The organism is Marinomonas maritima (assembly GCF_024435075.2).
Lineage (GTDB): Bacteria > Pseudomonadota > Gammaproteobacteria > Pseudomonadales > Marinomonadaceae > Marinomonas > Marinomonas maritima.
In genome coordinates, this window is the sequence record NZ_JAMZEG020000001.1 from 324,462 (window position 1) to 338,041 (window position 13,580).

A 13,580-nucleotide genomic window follows, 5' to 3' on the forward strand; every position below is an offset into this window, starting at 1 on the left:
GTCTCATGACAATATCGGTTTGTAAGATTTTGGTGAATATTTGATCTTTTTGATGAAAAAACGGAAGTGGCAAACCTCAATTAAGCTGGTAGTGCTGTGCCCAAGGGTTACTTGGGCGTACAAAGCTCTAATCGTACTTTGTGTTCTTTCATCATGTTAATGATGGCTTTTGGCGGCTGCTCGTCGGTAAACAGCCTGTCGACTTGTGAGATATTGCCTAAGCGGACAACGGCGTTACGGCCGAATTTAGCACTGTCAGCTGCAAGAAAAACAGTACGAGAGTTATTGATAATACTTTGTGCAACGCGAACTTCTTGATAGTCGTAATCCAAAAGTGAACCGTCATTTGGGTCTATACCACTGATACCTATAATACCAAAGTCTACTCGGAATTGATTGATGAAGTCGATGGTGGCCTCTCCCATAACGCCACCGTCACGAGAACGAACCGTGCCACCAGCAATGATGACAGTAAAGTCTTCTTTTCCGCTCAAGATAGCGGCGACGTTTAAATTATTAGTAATAACTTGTAGGCCTTGGTGATTCAATAATTCTCGCGCAACCGTTTCGGTTGTTGTGCCTATATTGATAAACAGGGAAGCATGATTAGGGATTTCAGCGGCAATTTTTTTAGCAATTTGTTCTTTTGCTGGAAGTTGTAATATTTGTCGGGTTGCATAAGCCACGTTGGTGGTGCTGGAATCGTAACTAGCGCCACCATGGTGTCGGCGTATTTTATCCGCTTTAGCCAACTCATTGATATCTCTGCGAATGGTTTGCGGTGTAACGGTAAATTGGCTGGCCAATTCATCAATTGTGACATAGCCCTTTTCTTTTACTATGGCGACAATATTGTCTTGGCGAGAGAGTTGACCCATATTGTTTTATTCTCCTGAAAAAGGTTACTACTTGCTAAATGTGTACACATTGGTTTTTAATATGGAATATTCGTATTTGAATATTCATGTTCAAAAAACAAAACAACAATTAAGTCGCTCGATTTTTGAGTGGCTGTGACTTCAAAGAGAATTCACTATGGCGCATTATATTCTTGCTATCGATCAAGGTACTACCAGTTCTCGAGCTATTTTATTTGACGAAAAAGGCACCCGTGTCGGTCAATCTCAGCAAGAGTTCCCGCAAATCTTTCCGGATGACGGTTGGGTTGAGCATGATCCAGAAGATATTTGGTCATCTACCTTAGCTGTTTGTCGATCTGTTCTTAAGGATACAGGGATCGATGCCCAAGCGATAGCAACCATAGGTATCACAAATCAGCGTGAAACGACCATTCTATGGGATACTGAGACGGGTAAGCCGGTATATAACGCGATTGTGTGGCAAGACCGCCGAACGAGTGGATTCTGTCAATCTTTAAGTGATCAGGGGTTGGGTGAAAAGGTTCAAGAGAAAACAGGTCTTTTAATCGATCCTTATTTCTCAGCCACAAAAATTCGTTGGATTTTAGATAACGTTGAAGGGGCTCGAGAAAAAGCGCAGGCGGGTCGTTTGGCTTTTGGTACGGTTGACAGCTTTTTGTTGTGGCGATTAACCAAGGGTAAGTCTCATAAAACCGACGCGACAAATGCTGCGCGTACGATGGCGTTTAATATTCATACGCAAGAGTGGGATGACGAACTGATTCAGATTCTCGGTATAGGGGATGTTATTTTCCCTGAAGTGATGGATTGCAGTGCTGATTTTGGTGTTATTGATGCTTCTTGGTTAGGTGCTGAAATTTCGGTGAATGGTATTGCTGGTGATCAACAGGCGGCGTTGGTTGGACAAGCGTGTTTTACACCCGGCATGGTAAAAAGCACCTATGGTACTGGCTGCTTCTTGATTCTGAACACGGGCGATAAGGCTATTCGATCAGAACATAAGCTGCTGACAACGGTTGGCTATCGTTTAAATGGCAAAGTCACTTATGCATTAGAAGGCAGTATTTTTGTGGCTGGCGCCGCTATTCAATGGTTGCGTGATGGGCTGAAGCTTTTTGCCGATGCGAAAGAAACACAGAGCTTAGCAAAGAAAGCGTTGAATGATGATTCGGTTTATCTTGTGCCTGCCTTTACTGGTCTGGGTGCGCCGTATTGGGACCCAGATGCACGTGGCGCCATGATAGGGCTTACTCGTGACACAAGTGTCGAAGACATTGTGAGTGCGGGTTTGCGCTCTGTGTGTTATCAAACGAGAGACCTTGTTGGTGCGATGGCGCAAGATGGCGCGACATTTAGTTCTTTACGTGTTGATGGCGGAATGGTAATAAATGATGTGATGGTGCAATTCTTAAGTGATTTATTAGAAATTACGGTAGAGCGCCCTTGCGTAACGGAAACAACCGCACTTGGGGCAGCATTTCTGGCCGGTTTGCATGTTGGTCTTTATCAATCTTTAGATGATGTTGTTGGATTGTGGAAAGCGGATAAAAGCTTTGAGCCGACAATGGAAAAAGGTACAGGAGATAAATTGTATCAAGGTTGGCAAAAAGCAGTAGACCGTGTTCGCACGCGAAACTAAATCTTTACGATTTGATACATGTCATAGCTTGTACGATAAGGCAATTATGTCTAACTTTAAGAGTAAACGTTTTTAAAAAGGTTTAGAGAATGTCAAAGCAGTTTACTGAAGTACAAGAAGACGACTTTATGAAGTTTGGTGGTGAACGCCCAAGCTACTTAGCCATTGAAGATGCGCTAATGACGTTAGGTGGACACGGTGTAGGTGGTAACAATTTCAAAAATGAAATGGTGAAGCTGGCCGGTTGGACTGGTGGTGCGTTAACGACTTACGCGCAACGTCCAACTGTTGCACAAGCCGCGTTTAATCGAATTCGTGAGGTGCTGCCAAAGGCGACATCACCGGATGAATTGAGAGTATTGTTGAAGGGTTTGAAATAAAAAATTCGGTTAACAGTAATTAAAAAGGGCAACATTGAGTTGCCCTTTTTTATGTTATTCTGCGTCTGCAATGGCTCTAACGCCATATTCTTCGTCGAGGATACGACCAATAACATTATTGCCAGCAAGGTGGTGGGCGTATTGCATGTGTAGGCATCGCACTTGATCCCAGTTTGCTATACCGCCAATGCCTAATTTATCAAAGAGGTGTGTAAAGCCTTTTGCCTCAATGATGGCTTTGTGTTCATCACTCATGACTTCCCAGCGTCTTGCAATGTAATCGCGATGGGAGGCATGATGCGCTTCTCTTAGCTCTTCATCTTCTTTAATGCGCTGTTCCAATTCTTTTACGACGCCACTGCTTTCTATTTTAGCCAATGCTTTGTCTATGGCTTTGCTAGAAAGCCAGTAAAGCGTAGGAAAGGGTTGATCAAATACCCAGGTTTCCATTTCTAAGACTTGCGGTGTTCCATTAGGTGAATAATGAGCAACTGAATTGATTCCGTTAGGTGTGCGTTTGAGCTGTGCTGTGATGATGTCGATATCACGCTGAGAAAGTTTTTTTGTCATTGTAGGGTCTTATTAAATGCTGAATGCTGGAAAGCTTGCGGCAAATTTTTGTATCCATTCGGCAGCAGCTTCATTGTAGTTAAGTCTTCGCCCCTGAATTTTTGCTTGGCGTCGATAATGCTCTATCTGAGAGAGTTGCTCGATCATGCGAACACAATAGCATTCTTCATTGGTGGGGAATTCAATGGCGATACGATAGCCGTCTTTTTCTTTGTTGCACCAAACCACACGGCCAGAAACGCAGAAATTCGGGTCTATTTCTTCCAGTGTAATCCTTACCGAGCGTCCATTGTCAAATGGGCGGAGGGCAACATAGGTTATACCGACAAACCCAGCTCTTCCTTCATTAATTGGAGGAAAGGGCTGATCTTCTATTAGCGTAATGTCTAACGGAAGGTCTCTCGGATGTAAAACAAATTCCATCGCAACAAGCCAGCTACTATTTCAGATATTCATGTTATCGGCCAAGGAGGCAGAGTGTTTAAAAAAGAATGCGAATTGTACGCTTTTTACCCTGTCTGTACAGATCAATTTTAAGATGTCTAAGCCCTAAATCATAACTTCTACTTATATGGAGAAGGGCGCTGTGTCTCGCTTTGCGCTCATTGTTGCTTAGTGTATTAAATTAGCTTAGATCAGTTTGTCTGTTGCTGACAAAGTCTGCCCAATTCTCTTAGGGCTGCATCGGTTTTATTGTCCCAATTTAGTGCGTAATTCAGTCTGAAATGATGACTAAACTGCGCGGTTAAACTGAACGCTAATCCTGGAAGTAAGCCAATATTGCTCTCTAGTGCTTGGGAATGAAGCGTCATGGCATCGACCGTGTTTGGTAAAGTGACCCACAGTAAAAATCCCCCTTTTGGGGTCGAGGTTTGTGTGCCTGTTGGAAAGTGCTCTAAAATTAGTGCTTGGCAGCGGGCTAAGTTATCTTGGTACGCCAATCGAGTTTTTCGTAGATGACGATCGTATGCCCCGTTTTCTAAAAAATTGGCGATGGCGGTTTGTGTTAAGGTCGGAATCGCTAAAGATTGCACATACGCATAATGTTCAATCTGTGTTTGAAATCGTCCGCCGACAATCCAACCTACGCGAAACCCAGGTGCGATGCTTTTAGAAAAAGAGCTGCAATAAATAACAGTGTTAAGCTTGTCGTCTGCTTTGAGAGATCGCTCGCGCTTGTCCTTGTAGCTGAGTTCGCCATACACGTCATCTTCAATGAGCGTGAAGTTATGTTGTACGGATTGGTCGATAATACGTTGTCTTGCTTGGTGGCTGAGTGTGGCACCAATCGGGTTTTGATTATTTGGTGTGACAATGCAGGCTTTAATACCCCACTTTGCGGCGGCTTGTTCTAATAAATCTAAATCTATTCCGTCCTCAGCCGAGCAGGGAATTTCAATGGCTTTTAAGTTGAGTATTTCGATGGCTTGTAAGACACCATGATAAGCAGGGCTTTCTATGGCGATAGTGTCGCCAGCCTTGGCAACGGCTTGTAATGACAGCATTAAGGCATTTTGGCAGCCTAGTGTGATGGTGATGTCATCGGGTTGTAGTTGACAGCCGCTGTCTAGCATTCGGATGGCTATCTGACGGCGCAAGCTTAATGAACCGGGTGTAAACTCGTAGGCCGCACAGATTTCTGGCTCTAAACGCATAAGTCGACCAACAGAGCGCTGTAGTTGTCGTATCGGCAAGAATTGGCTTTTTGGAATGGCTGCACCAAATTGAATGATATTGTCGTCTTGTGACGCGTGCAGTAAGCGCCTTAAAAGTGCATGAATGGTGCCATCATTTTGAGTAGGTTCAATTTTTGCTGACTCGATTGGCTGTAGTTGATTTTCTTGGACGAAATAGCCTTTTTGCGGTCGTGCTTTAATGACGCCTCTGTCTTCTAGTAAACTATAGGCTTGTAGCACAGTGGCAACACTGACTTCCATTTGTTTACTGGACTTTCGAACTGATGGGATTTTTGCGCCTGGTAAGAAAATACCTTCATGAACTTGGTGTTCAATTTGGTTGGCGATTTTTTCGTATAAGGGGCAATCCATAAAGCGCAATTCGAATTCATTAAAGAGAGGGTCAATCTACCAGATTGGTGGATTGAAAGAAATCTATGCGGATCAGCAAGGTGACGTTTATAGATTCACGTCGCATGTTATTTGACGTTGATGATGCGTCATTGTTTGTAAATAAAGTGTTATGGTTTTCCTGTATGATTGGTTAGTTTTTAGTAAATGTGAGTGTCTTTCAGTTGAATGGGGACATAGAGAGCTTAGAGTAGAGATTAATTTAGAGGTCGATTATGTCGTTGTCCGTTATTCAAAGGATTTTATTTGGTTTTAGTATTCTACTACTGCTTTTATTGATGATTGCTGCATCGGGTTTTGTAGGCATTAATAAAATCGAGGATCGACTGAACATAGTTACGGGAAAAGTGGCCACCATTTCGTCTACGAGTAATGCCTTAAAAGACGAGTTGAGCTTAGCAAATGCCGCCGTGTTACAGTATTTACTGAGTAAAAAACCCGATTCGTTAGAAAATTTATCTGGGCGCTTTTCACTGCATAAACAAGAGTTTAGTGAGGTATCTAATCAACTGTCTGTTCAGCTTCAAGGCCTTCCTGATATGAATCAGGCGTTGGAAAATATCAACGCAGAAGTTGAACGTTTCTTTGGTTATACCGATATCGCCTTTTCTAATCACAAGAAAATGCTAGAGCTACAAGCTGTAGTGCCAGATGAAAAACTGGATTTGAAAGATGCGATCAATTTTACGTCTGAAGATTTGGGCATGTTAGAGACGGATGGTGATACGTCAGAAGTTCAATTTGCTGCGTCCTATATGCAAAGCCAAATACAAAGCCTGCAAGTGTCAGTAAACGATTATTTTGATGTCCGTAGTTTAGAAAATATGCGGTCATTTCGCGATGAAATGGCATCTATCATTACGAGCTTGAAGGATAAAGAGTCGTATTTAAATGATGACAACATCAATGATCTGGTTAGTGAGATTGAGATAGGTGTTGCATCAGATGAAGGTGTGGTAGCGAAACAATATGAAAGTGCTCGTTTACTTCAAGAGTCTGAAACCTTGGCTAAGCAGTTGTCAGACAGCATGGAGATCGTGAATACATCAGTACAGGAATTATTGTCCGCGACAAAACAAATGGGTGAGGAAGCAAAAGCTGAAGCGAGCGATGCAGCGACGTTATCGACGCTTATTATCGGAATCGTGCTTGTGGTATCGATTGTGATTGCTGTGCTGGTGGCTTTGTGGGTTAGCCGAAGTATTCGACTACCGTTAAAAGAAGTGATGACTGTCTTGGGTAAAATATCAGATGGTGATTTCACTCAGCGTAGTAACGTCCAAACCAAAGATGAGTTTGGCGAGCTATCGGGTTGGGTCAATGGACTGGTTGCCAAATTACAAAGCGTGATGGCTGAAATAGATCAAGTTTCTAATAATGTCGCCGAATCTGCCGTCAGTAATGTTCGCTTAGCAGCGAACTCTAAACGATTGATGAAAGCGCAGAATGACAAAACGACGGAAGTGGCATCATCTATGTCTGAAATGGTTTCTGCAGTAGATCAAGTGGCGAAAAGTTCAGAGGTTATTTTGCACCAAATTCAGTCGGTTGACCAAAGAGCCAATCATAATCGTGCTTTGATGGATGCAAATATTCAAAAAATAGAGCTCCTTCTTGCAAAAATTGAAGAGTCTACAGAAGTTGTTAATCAGCTTGATGAGCATTCCAAGAACATCGATCGTATCTTGGATGTGATTCAAGCCATTGCAGAGCAAACGAATCTATTGGCATTAAATGCGGCCATCGAAGCGGCGCGTGCTGGTGAGCAAGGTCGAGGGTTTTCTGTGGTGGCAGATGAGGTTCGTACTCTAGCAACTCGCACACACAGTTCTACCGAAGAAATACAACGCGTTATCGTTCAATTACAACAAGGCGTGACGAAAACGGTTGGCAGTATGGAAGAAAGCCGTAAGAGTGCTAATGCCAGTGTTGAAGAGGCTCGTACAGTTGGATTGTCGTTAGCTGAATTGCAAAGCAGCATGGCAGAGATACGTGATTTGAGTACGCAAATAGCGGCAGCGGCTGAAGAACAGTCTGCGGTTTCGCAAGAAGTTAAGCTGAATGTGCTTGAGATATCTGAGATGTCTGAACAAGCGGCATTGGGTTCGGATCAAAGCGAGAGTGACAGTGAAGGCTTGTCAAAGTTAGCGGCTCATCAGAAACATCTACTTCGCCAGTTTAAGATTGTTTGATGGTTTTTCTAAGATAGATTGCGTTAGTATTAGTGTAACTTAATTCTCGGGAGATAAAGTCTATGTCGATTCTTGTTGGTGATATGTTGCCTCATGGTACGTTTCAAGTTATGGGAGAAGAAGGCCCTGAAACGATAGATGTGACTGAGTTTTTCTCAGGAAAAACTGTATTGATGTTTGCCGTACCGGGTGCTTTCACGCCAACGTGTAGTGCCAGTCATTTACCTGGTTTTGTTGTGCATTCTGATGACCTAAAAGAAAAAGGAATTGACGATATTATCTGCCTTTCCGTCAATGACGTCTTTGTGATGCATGCCTGGGGTCAAGCGAATAACGCAGAAAACCTTATTATGGCCTCTGACGGTCTGGCTGAGCTGACGTGCTCTATGGGTATGGAATTAGATATCTCGGCGGCAAAAATGGGGATTCGTAGTCGTCGTTACGCCATGTTAGTGTCAAATGGCATAGTGCAACAGTTATGGCTAGATGAGCCAGGCGAATACAAAGTCAGCTCTGCTGAATACGTATTATCTCAACTGTAGATATTCCGACACAAAAAAAACGAAACGACGCCATGTGCGTCGTTTTTTTGTGTTTGGTATTTATTAGTGAACCAAAGCTCGTTCTATTTTGAGGGCTACAAAAAATATTATTATCACATGAAATAAAACTGTCTATCTCAAAATTTAATACCCTTTCGGCTAAATTGAAATAGCCAAATTGTCCTCATAAAAGAATACTCTTCACACATTGTGATGGAATGGCTTCACTCAATTCCATTGCACAGCAGTTTGTTACTTTAAATAAGAATAGAGAGTAGTCACATGATTATAGATTGCCATGGACATTACACGACAACACCGCCCGGTGTTGGTGAGTACCGCGATCAACAAAAAGCGCAGGTTGCTAAAGACCCTTATTTTGTTGGCGAAAAAGGCAAAGTCATTGTGTCGGATGACGAGATTCGCGACAGCATCATCAATAACCAGCTTCGTTTACAGCAAGAACGTGGCACGGACCTAACTATCTTTTCCCCGCGTGCGAGTTGGATGGGACACCACATTGGCAATGAATACACGAGCCAATATTGGACGGAGCATCAAAACGATTTAATTCGTCGCGTGTGTGACTTATTCCCAGAAAACTTTGCGCCTGTTGCGCAACTGCCTCAATCTCCTGGTGTTGATCCTGCTAAGTCTGTCGGTGAAATAGTCCGTACCATTGAAGAAATGGGGTTCCTTGGCATCAACTTGAACCCAGATCCAAGCGGCGGTTATTGGCAAGATAAGTCTTTGGGCGATCGTTCTTTTTACCCTATCTACGAAAAAATGTGTGAATACGACATTCCTGCAATGATTCACGTAAGTGCCGCTTGTAATGACTGTTTCCACACAACCGGTTCGCATTATCTGGGTGCCGACACGACTGGCTTCCAGCAATTGATGATGTCGGATGTGTTTAAAGACTTCCCTGAATTGAAAATCATCATTCCACATGGTGGCGGCGCGGTGCCTTACCATTGGGGACGTTTCCGCGGTATGGCACTAGACCAAGGCTTTGATCTTGCGGAACGTGTATTGAACAACATTTATTTTGATACCTGTGTGTACCATCAGCGTGGCATTGATTTGTTATTGGATATTATTCCAACGAAAAACATCCTATTCGCGTCTGAAATGATTGGTGCCGTACGTGGTATTGACCCAGAAACGGGTCACTATTTTGATGATACGAAACGTTATATAGATAACAACACTGTGTTATCCGCTGAGCAGAAACAAGCCATCTTTGAAGGCAATGCACGTCGTGTTTTTTCACGATTGAAAGCATAAGGCTCTCAATTAAAAGGGAAGGAAAGAATCATGCGAAATAATGTAGTAGTACAAAATATAGAACGTGCCGACCAAGTGGTAATCGATGGTTTGGCAGAATGCGGCGTGGCGACGATCCACGAATCTCAGGGTCGTATTGGCTTGCTTGCGCATTACTTACGACCGATCCAAATGGACAAAACCATTGCCGGTTCGGCGATCACCATTTCTGGTGCCGCGGGCGATAACTGGATGATGCACGTGGCGATTGAGCAATGTAAAGCGGGTGACGTGATGGTGTTCGCACCAACATCGCCTTCTAACCACGGTTTTTTCGGTGATTTGTTAGCAACGTCTGCGCAGTCTCGCGGTGTGGTGGGTCTGATCATCGACGGCGGCGTTCGTGATACGCGCGACCTTCGTCAAATGAATTTTCCGGTTTGGTCAAAAGCTGTGTTTTCTGAAGGTACGATTAAAGAAACCGTTGGCTCGGTCAACGTGCCGATGGTGTGCGCGGATGCTTTGGTGAACCCTGGTGACGTGATTGTCGCAGACGATGACGGTGTTGTGGTCGTACGTCGTGAAAACGCAGCAGAAGTGCTAGAACTGGCGCGTAAACGTATGGCGAATGAAGAGGCAAAACGCATTCGCATGGCAAATGGCGAATTGGGCTTGGACATTTATGACATGCGTCCACGTTTGAAAGAAAAAGGCCTTAAGTATGTCTAACGCATCAGACGTCCTAAAAAGTGCGCCGTGCATGTGGATGCGCGGTGGCACCTCAAAAGGGGCTTATTTTTTGGCATCGGATTTGCCGACGGATATCGAAGCGCGCGCGCGGTTTTTATTGCGCGTAATGGGCTCGCCGGATGAACGCCAAATTGATGGCCTCGGCGGCGCAGATCCTCTTACTTCTAAAGTGGCTGTGGTGAAAAAATCTGCCCGCGACGATGCCGATGTCGACTACTTGTTTCTGCAGGTGTTTGTTGATCAAGCCATTGTTACCGACGCACAAAACTGCGGCAATATTTTAGCAGGCATTGCCCCGTTTGCGATTGAGCGTGGTTTGGTAAACGGTCTTGAAGGTGAAACCTCGGTTCGTATTTTCATGGAAAATACCGGTCAAATTGCGGTCGCCCGTGTCTTGGTTAAAGACGGCGAAGTGCAGTATGAAGGCGACGCCCGTATTGATGGTGTGCCGGGTTTTTCGGCGGCGGTGCCGATTGTGTTTCAAGATACAGCCGGGTCAACTTGTGGTGCTTTGTTGCCGACCGGTAACGTGATCGATGTGGTTGATGGTATTGAAGTGACTTGTATTGATAACGGCATGCCTGTGGTTATCCTGCGAGCGGTTGACATGGGCATCACAGGGCAAGAGTCTCGTGAAGAGTTGGAAGCCAACGATACCTTGCGTGCAAAGTTAGAGTCGATCCGTTTGCAAGTCGGCCCGATGATGAATTTGGGCGATGTGAAAGACAAATCAGTGCCTAAAATGACCATGGTGAGCGCGGCAACCCATGGCGGTGCGATTTCGACACGTACGTTCATTCCTCATCGTTGTCATGCATCGATCGGTGTTTTGGCTGCGGTGAGTGTCGCAACGGCGGCGGTATTAAAAGGTTCACCTGCCAATGAAGTGGCTAAGTTTAAGTCTGATTCACGCATGACGTTGGATGTTGAACATCCAATTGGTGCTATGACCGTAATTTTGGATCAAGAAGACAGTGGCGAGATAGGCTCAGCCGCGATTTTACGTACCGCGAGGAAGTTATTTGATGGGCAGGTCTTTGCTCACAGTAATGGTCTTTGATACGAGTTCTCTTACTTGACGACATAACGAATTATTAAATAGGTATTTGAACATGATGGACAAAGATTATCTCCCATTTCATCCCGCCCCAAGTCAGCCAAAGTACAAGGCACCAGCGGGTGCGGTGGATGCACATTGTCACGTTTTTGGCCCAGCGGATAAATTTCCTTATCATCCGAAACGTAAATACACGCCTTGCGATGCGTCGAAAGAGCAGCTGTTCGCCTTGCGTGATCATTTAGGTTTTTCGCGTAATGTGATTGTTCAGGCGTCCTGCCATAGTACGGATAATGCGGCTTTGATCGATGCGTTAGAAACCGCAGGGGATTTGGCTCGAGGTGTGGCATTTGTCGATGACAGCATTACCCATGCTGAACTTGAAAAAATGCACGCGGCGGGTATTCGAGGTGTGCGTTTTAACTTTGTAAAACGTCTTGTGGACAGCACGCCAAAAGAAGTGTTTTTCTCGATTGCTGAAAAGATCAGACCGTTTGGTTGGCACATTGTGGTGTATTTTGAAGCGGCTGAACTTGAAGAATTGATTCCTTTCTTAAAGGAATTAAATACCACTATCGTTGTGGATCACATGGGAACGCCAAGCGTTGCCAATGGCGTGGATCATCCCGATTTTAAACGCTTTGTTAACTTCATGGCAGACAACGACAATGTCTGGTGTAAGGTCAGTTGTCCAGAGCGTTTAACGCTGCAAGCACCGGATTATTCTGATGTTGTGCCCTTTGCACGTACCTTGGTTGAGCAGTTTCCGAATCGTGTTTTGTGGGGAACAGATTGGCCACATCCAAACATGAAAACTCATGTGCCTGATGATGGTCATCTAGTGGATGTCATTCCGATGATTGCGCCTACTGATGCGCTGCAACAAGCATTGTTGGTGGACAACCCAATGCGTCTCTATTGGTCATGATTTTATAATCTGTGGTGCAATAGACATCAAATCTAAGAGGTATTACTCATGACAACCAATGACCCAACCCAGCCAATACCCGGCGTTTACTTGTTCGATGGTAAGATGGCCAAGAAAGGCTACGGGCTGAATAAAATGTGTTTTTCTTTCAATGAGCAATCTGCCCGGGACGAGTTTAATAAAGATCCCGATGCGTATTGCACAAAATATGGCTTAACAGACATGCAGATTAAAGCCATTCATGAACGCGATATTATTGGCTTATTACAGCAAGGTGGCAGTATTTATTACGTGGCGAAGTTTGCGGGTCTTCTTAAATTGAATATGCAAGATATCGGTGCCATTCAAAGTGGCCAAAGCCTTGAAGAATTTAAAGCCATGCTGGTTAGACGTGGCTCAGGAGAAGTGTAATGGCGAATATTATTGGTGCAGTCACAACGTCTCATATTCCGGCAATTGCTAACGCAATGGCAAACAAAGCGGAAGAAACACCGTATTGGAAACCTTTTTTTGATGGCTATCCTCCTGTTCGTCAGTGGTTAAATGAAAAGAAACCAGACGTCATTGTCTTGTTTTATAATGACCATGGTTTAGAGTTTTTTATTGATAAAAAGCCGACTTTCGCTATTGGCGTCGCAGACGAATACCACAATTCGGATGAAGGTTGGGGAATTGCGACTATTCCTCCTGTGACAGGAGAGTCTGAATTGTCTTGGCATATTGCGAACAGTCTGGTTGACGACGGCTTTGATATGACCATTTGCCAAGAAATGAAAGTGGATCATGGTTTAACAGTGCCGCTTAGCTTGATGTGGCCGGGTAATAATTATAGTCACGTTAAAGTGATTCCTGTTTGCATAAACTGCGAGCAGTATCCAATGCCTCAACCAAAGCGCTGTTATGCATTAGGCCGAGCGATTGGTAAAGCGATCGAGTCTTATGACTCCGATATGAAAGTGGCTATCTTTGGAACGGGTGGATTATCTCATCAGCTAGACGGCGAAGGTGCAGGAACACTTAACCGAAAATTTGATCTTGAATGCATGGACAAACTGGTTGAATGCCCAGAAGAATTAACCAAATACAGCAATTTGGATTTGGTTAAAATAGGCGGCGCACAAACGGTTGAACTGAATATGTGGATCGCCATGCGTGGGGTTTTACGTGGAAAAGTCACGGAGTTACACCGCAATTATCACGCGCCCATCTCCAATACCGGTGCAGGGCTTTTACTGTTAGAGCATGAAATGCCGAAAGCGGAATAAGTTCTTTTCAAACTTGCTTG

The 13,580-nt window shown here is 44.3% G+C and carries 14 protein-coding genes; 10 read left to right on the forward strand and 4 right to left on the reverse strand.

The window, feature by feature from the left end:
- Positions 1–107: 107 nt before the first annotated feature.
- The gene (locus tag M3I01_RS01650) at positions 108–878 is read right to left on the reverse strand and encodes a DeoR/GlpR family transcriptional regulator (protein WP_112136406.1); all 771 of its coding nucleotides are present in this window, start codon (positions 876–878) and stop codon (positions 108–110) included.
- Positions 879–1,035: 157 nt separating this feature from the next.
- On the opposite strand from M3I01_RS01650, the gene glpK reads away from it, so the two are divergent.
- Together glpK and M3I01_RS01660 are read left to right on the forward strand one after the other, a co-directional pair.
- Positions 1,036–2,520: a glycerol kinase GlpK gene (gene glpK, locus M3I01_RS01655; protein WP_255893820.1), complete on the forward strand. Its 1,485-nt coding sequence runs from the start codon at positions 1,036–1,038 to the stop codon at positions 2,518–2,520.
- Positions 2,521–2,609: 89 nt separating this feature from the next.
- Positions 2,610–2,900, forward strand: coding sequence for a hypothetical protein (locus tag M3I01_RS01660; protein ID WP_255893821.1), 291 nt, complete (start codon positions 2,610–2,612; stop codon positions 2,898–2,900).
- A 54-nt stretch (positions 2,901–2,954) separates the two neighbouring features.
- Here M3I01_RS01660 and M3I01_RS01665 read toward each other — a convergent pair whose 3' ends face one another.
- The 3 genes from M3I01_RS01665 to M3I01_RS01675 all read right to left on the reverse strand — a co-directional run bounded on the left by M3I01_RS01665 (position 2,955) and on the right by M3I01_RS01675 (position 5,518).
- Positions 2,955–3,470 carry a DUF501 domain-containing protein gene (locus tag M3I01_RS01665; RefSeq protein ID WP_255893822.1) on the reverse strand — a complete coding sequence of 172 codons (516 nt, stop codon included), beginning with the start codon at positions 3,468–3,470 and terminating at the stop codon, positions 2,955–2,957.
- A 12-nt stretch (positions 3,471–3,482) separates the two neighbouring features.
- Complete coding sequence (locus tag M3I01_RS01670) at positions 3,483–3,893, reverse strand: PilZ domain-containing protein (protein ID WP_255893823.1); 411 nt, start codon at positions 3,891–3,893, stop codon at positions 3,483–3,485.
- Between the two features lie 212 nt (positions 3,894–4,105).
- The gene (locus M3I01_RS01675; RefSeq protein WP_275564883.1) at positions 4,106–5,518 is read right to left on the reverse strand and encodes an aminotransferase-like domain-containing protein; all 1,413 of its coding nucleotides are present in this window, start codon (positions 5,516–5,518) and stop codon (positions 4,106–4,108) included.
- 254 nt (positions 5,519–5,772) lie between these two features.
- Here M3I01_RS01675 and M3I01_RS01680 point away from each other — a divergent pair, with 254 nt between their 5' ends.
- From M3I01_RS01680 to M3I01_RS01715, 8 genes are all read left to right on the forward strand, one after another.
- Positions 5,773–7,749, forward strand: a complete 1,977-nt coding sequence (locus M3I01_RS01680) for a methyl-accepting chemotaxis protein (RefSeq protein ID WP_255893826.1) — start codon at positions 5,773–5,775, stop codon at positions 7,747–7,749.
- Positions 7,750–7,811: 62 nt separating this feature from the next.
- The gene (locus tag M3I01_RS01685; protein ID WP_255893827.1) at positions 7,812–8,291 is read left to right on the forward strand and encodes a peroxiredoxin; all 480 of its coding nucleotides are present in this window, start codon (positions 7,812–7,814) and stop codon (positions 8,289–8,291) included.
- 282 nt (positions 8,292–8,573) lie between these two features.
- A complete protein-coding gene (locus M3I01_RS01690) occupies positions 8,574–9,581 on the forward strand; it encodes an amidohydrolase family protein (RefSeq protein ID WP_255893829.1) in 1,008 nt (335 codons plus the stop codon).
- Positions 9,582–9,611: 30 nt separating this feature from the next.
- Complete coding sequence (locus M3I01_RS01695; protein ID WP_255893830.1) at positions 9,612–10,289, forward strand: 4-carboxy-4-hydroxy-2-oxoadipate aldolase/oxaloacetate decarboxylase; 678 nt, start codon at positions 9,612–9,614, stop codon at positions 10,287–10,289.
- Complete coding sequence (locus M3I01_RS01700) at positions 10,282–11,370, forward strand: 4-oxalomesaconate tautomerase (RefSeq protein WP_275564884.1); 1,089 nt, start codon at positions 10,282–10,284, stop codon at positions 11,368–11,370. The genes M3I01_RS01695 and M3I01_RS01700 overlap by 8 nt, the downstream gene beginning before the upstream one ends.
- Before the next feature lie 52 nt (positions 11,371–11,422).
- Positions 11,423–12,295, forward strand: coding sequence for an amidohydrolase family protein (locus M3I01_RS01705; protein ID WP_255893832.1), 873 nt, complete (start codon positions 11,423–11,425; stop codon positions 12,293–12,295).
- Positions 12,296–12,343: 48 nt separating this feature from the next.
- Positions 12,344–12,706 (forward strand): protocatechuate 4,5-dioxygenase subunit alpha, encoded by a 363-nt coding sequence (locus M3I01_RS01710; protein WP_255893833.1) that lies wholly within the window; start codon positions 12,344–12,346, stop codon positions 12,704–12,706.
- Positions 12,706–13,560: a class III extradiol dioxygenase family protein gene (locus M3I01_RS01715; protein ID WP_255893835.1), complete on the forward strand. Its 855-nt coding sequence runs from the start codon at positions 12,706–12,708 to the stop codon at positions 13,558–13,560. The genes M3I01_RS01710 and M3I01_RS01715 overlap by 1 nt, the downstream gene beginning before the upstream one ends.
- The last annotated feature ends 20 nt before the right edge of the window (positions 13,561–13,580 follow it).

Excerpts from the sequence above, each read along its gene's own strand:
- M3I01_RS01650 (WP_112136406.1), bottom strand. The coding sequence starts at position 878 with ATGGGTCAACTCTCTCGCCAAGACAATATTGTCGCCATAGTAAAAGAA.
- glpK (WP_255893820.1), top strand. The coding sequence starts at position 1,036 with ATGGCGCATTATATTCTTGCTATCGATCAAGGTACTACCAGTTCTCGA.
- M3I01_RS01660 (WP_255893821.1), top strand. The coding sequence starts at position 2,610 with ATGTCAAAGCAGTTTACTGAAGTACAAGAAGACGACTTTATGAAGTTT.
- M3I01_RS01665 (WP_255893822.1), bottom strand. The coding sequence starts at position 3,470 with ATGACAAAAAAACTTTCTCAGCGTGATATCGACATCATCACAGCACAG.
- M3I01_RS01670 (WP_255893823.1), bottom strand. The coding sequence starts at position 3,893 with ATGGAATTTGTTTTACATCCGAGAGACCTTCCGTTAGACATTACGCTA.
- M3I01_RS01675 (WP_275564883.1), bottom strand. The coding sequence starts at position 5,518 with ATGGATTGCCCCTTATACGAAAAAATCGCCAACCAAATTGAACACCAA.
- M3I01_RS01680 (WP_255893826.1), top strand. The coding sequence starts at position 5,773 with ATGTCGTTGTCCGTTATTCAAAGGATTTTATTTGGTTTTAGTATTCTA.
- M3I01_RS01685 (WP_255893827.1), top strand. The coding sequence starts at position 7,812 with ATGTCGATTCTTGTTGGTGATATGTTGCCTCATGGTACGTTTCAAGTT.
- M3I01_RS01690 (WP_255893829.1), top strand. The coding sequence starts at position 8,574 with ATGATTATAGATTGCCATGGACATTACACGACAACACCGCCCGGTGTT.
- M3I01_RS01695 (WP_255893830.1), top strand. The coding sequence starts at position 9,612 with ATGCGAAATAATGTAGTAGTACAAAATATAGAACGTGCCGACCAAGTG.
- M3I01_RS01700 (WP_275564884.1), top strand. The coding sequence starts at position 10,282 with ATGTCTAACGCATCAGACGTCCTAAAAAGTGCGCCGTGCATGTGGATG.
- M3I01_RS01705 (WP_255893832.1), top strand. The coding sequence starts at position 11,423 with ATGATGGACAAAGATTATCTCCCATTTCATCCCGCCCCAAGTCAGCCA.
- M3I01_RS01710 (WP_255893833.1), top strand. The coding sequence starts at position 12,344 with ATGACAACCAATGACCCAACCCAGCCAATACCCGGCGTTTACTTGTTC.
- M3I01_RS01715 (WP_255893835.1), top strand. The coding sequence starts at position 12,706 with ATGGCGAATATTATTGGTGCAGTCACAACGTCTCATATTCCGGCAATT.